Source organism: Chryseobacterium sp. 2TAF14 (genome assembly GCF_052115105.1).
Lineage (GTDB): Bacteria > Bacteroidota > Bacteroidia > Flavobacteriales > Weeksellaceae > Chryseobacterium.
In genome coordinates this window covers 1-3374 of record NZ_JBFRGA010000243.1, presented here as the reverse complement: position 1 = coordinate 3374, position 3374 = coordinate 1, and the positions used below count along the sequence as shown (strand labels likewise).

Genomic DNA, 3374 nt, shown 5'->3' with positions numbered 1-3374 from the left:
TCACTCTTAGAATCAATTGATAAGTTTTAGAGCCTGTTTAAAATTTATATTTTTAATTTAAATAAACTTTATTTGTTTTTTTTTAACATTAAGTCCTTAAGAATCACTTTATAATGGATATTTTAAGAAATCAATAAATTGATTTAGAATTAAGTTTATTAAGCTTAAGCTCTGAAAATCTTACTTCTTAATAATAAAAAATATTTTATAAAAATTAAACAGGCTTTTAGATCATTAAAAATAATTTTGGCTGTTTTTTATAATAAATTAACATAGAAAGTACATTTTTTAACAATATTTCTTGTTTTGTAAATATTTTTCTTGTAAAATTGTACAACTAAATTGTAATAACATGAGAACACTTTTCAGACATTTTATTACACATTTAATGAAAAAAAGATAAACTACTACAAAAGACTTAGAAAAAGATGCATAAATTAGTATGCATCTTTTTTTATGATATGTATCATTTTTGAGTTCTGAGAAAGTCTGTTAATTTTGGGAGCTTCAAAATAAACCAGAAGTATTATGAATAAGAAGTTCGGAACTTTAATTTTTCTTGCCTCAGTTTGTGCAGCCAATGCGCAGATAAAAACTTCGGAGATCGATTCTGTTGAAATTCAGGGAAAATTTATTGCAACCACTTACAAAAATGCCAATCAGAATATTTCTGTGATAACAAGAAGTGATATTCTGAATTCTCCGGCTGCAAGTATTGATGAGATTCTTCAGCAGATTACGGGAATGGACATCAGAAGGAGAGGCGCAAACGGAGTGCAGAGTGACGTAAGTTTCCGGGGAAGTACTTTTGAGCAGGTTTTAATTTTGATCAATGGTGTGAGAATGAATGATTCTCAAACCGGTCACAATTCTCTGAATGTTCCTGTAGATCTTGATAATGTAGAAAGGATAGAAGTCATCAAAGGTCCTGCTGCAAGAAGATTCGGGCAAAATGCTTACGCAGGAGCAATCAATATTATTACCAGAACACATATCGGAAAAAATGTAAAAATCAGCGCCAATGCAGGTGACTATGAAACGTATGGCTTCGGTTTTAATGCCAATATTGGAAACGAAAAGTTTTCAAACTCTTTGCAGGCAAATTCAAATTCATCACAAGGTTACAGACATAATACAGATTTTGAAATCAGAAATGTTTTTTATCAGAATCAATTAAAAATAAAAAACGGAGACATCAGATTGCAGGCCGGGTTTTCTGAGAAGAAGTTCGGAGCAAATGGATTCTATTCTTCACCGCAGGCAACAGAGCAGTACGAAGAATTGCAAGCATCGATTCTAAGTCTTGCACATCAGCAAACTTTCGGAAAGCTAAAACTTAACTCGAATGTTTACTGGAGAAGAGGGCAGGATATGTATCTTTTTAACAGAGAAAAACCTGAAATTTACCGAAACATGCACATCGGAAATAATGTTGGCGGAGAAATTAATTCAAGCTATCAGTCAGGTTTAGGAACCACAGGTTTAGGGATAGAATTAAGGAAAGAATTTTTGGCTAGTAACAACCTGGGTAACCGGGAACGTTTTGTAACACAGGTTTTCTTTGAGCATCATTTTTCTTTTTTTGACAGAAAATTAAACATCAGTCCGGGAGCTTCATGGGCAAATTATTCTACCGACGGCAACTTTTTTTATCCGGGATTAGACATTGGTTATACTTTTTACCAGAACAATAAAATTTACGGAAACATTGCAAAAGTTCATCGTGTTCCAACATTTACAGACCTTTATTACACAAGCAAAACAGAGCAGGGAAACCCAAATCTTTTACCAGAAAATGCAGTGTATGCAGAAATAGGATATCAATATCAGAATGAAAATATCTTAGTAAAACTTAGCGGTTTTTACAGAGATTCTAATAATTCAATCGACTGGATTAAAAACTCTCTGCAAGACCCGGTTTGGTACTCGAGAAACATTGGCAATAAAGAAATTAAAGGAATTGAAGCAGAAATAGGACATCAGGTTTTCAACTGGATGAAGTATACTTTAGGCTACACTTATCTTGACAATAAATTTAAAGATTTAAATGATCTCAATTCGCGTTATGCATTAGATAATTTAAAGCATCAGTTTGTAGCAAAACTTCAGACAAAATTTTTAACCTATTTCACCAACGAATTGGTTTACAGGTACAATGACAGGATGAATCTGGGAAGCTATCATTTGCTTGACGAAAAACTTAGCTTTAACAAAAAAGAATTTTCTGTTTATGCATTAATCAACAATGTGACCGATACAGAATATACCGAAAATTTTGCCGTACCTATGCCGAAAAGATGGTTTCACATTGGCTTTTCGTACAATATTAATATTAAGTAAACTTAATATTACCGAATCGTTAAATGATATAATTTTGCAAAAATTTTTTTGGATGAAACTTATTTTAAGCATAAGCCTACTTTTCAGTTTAAGTATTTTCAAAGCACAGGAACATATTTCTGCTTTTAATGCCTTAACTTTAACGTATAAATTTCACCCAAAATTTTTCCTTTATGCTGAAGGGCAAATGAGAGGAATTGAAGATTACACCTATCCCGATTATTACGAAATAAAAGGAGGCTTAGGATATAATCTTACCAAAAATCATAAACCTTTCGTTGGTTTAGGGCGATATGCAACGTACAAAGACCATGCGATCAATAAAGAAGAATTCCGTGTCTGGTTGCAGGATGTTATCGATTTCAAAAAAGGAATTGTAAAATTTGAAAACAGATTCCGTGCAGAAAAATCATGGTTTTATGAGCCGCAAACCGATAAAAGTTCTGAAAGAATGCGTTATCGTTACCGTTTAAATGTTTCTGTACCTTTAAATGCCAAAAAAATTGCACCGGGAACTGTTTTTGCCAATGTTTATGATGAAGTTTTTGTGGTTACACCGATGAAACCATCATTTGCAAGAAACAGGGTTTATGGCGGTTTCGGATACCAGATCGATGAGAACTTCGGAATTCTGGGCGGTTATTTGTGGCAAAGAGAATTTGAAGCTAAAGGGAACAAAAACGTACATTTCGTTTACTTTGCTTTGAATATCAACATCGACGATACCGATAATGACAACAAAACGTATCATTTCCCGGGAGCAGATTAATTTGGTTTGATATTTCTAAATTATTATCACGCAGATTTATTTTCATTGATTAAGCTGATGTATTTTCACTTAGAATCAGCTAAATCTGCAGAATCAGCGAGAGTAAAAAAAGCCTAAACAGACTTTAATATTTCTCTGATAAATACCGGTACGCTTTCAAATATTTATTAAAACGATGAATATCTTTGGGCGTCAATTCCCGGTTTACTCTTCGCAGATCCATATTATCACGCAAATCGTTGAGCTTTACAGCGACCGCAAGAGG

The 3374-nt window shown here is 33.0% G+C and carries 2 protein-coding genes; both read left to right on the top strand.

Annotated features, from left to right (window positions below):
- Positions 1-528: 528 nt before the first annotated feature.
- Entirely contained in the window at positions 529-2340 is a 1812-nt protein-coding gene (locus AB4Y90_RS16770) for a TonB-dependent receptor plug domain-containing protein (RefSeq protein ID WP_441558712.1), read from the top strand.
- Between the two features lie 52 nt (positions 2341-2392).
- A complete protein-coding gene (locus tag AB4Y90_RS16765; protein WP_441558711.1) occupies positions 2393-3109 on the top strand; it encodes a DUF2490 domain-containing protein in 717 nt (238 codons plus the stop codon).
- Positions 3110-3374 lie beyond the last annotated feature (265 nt).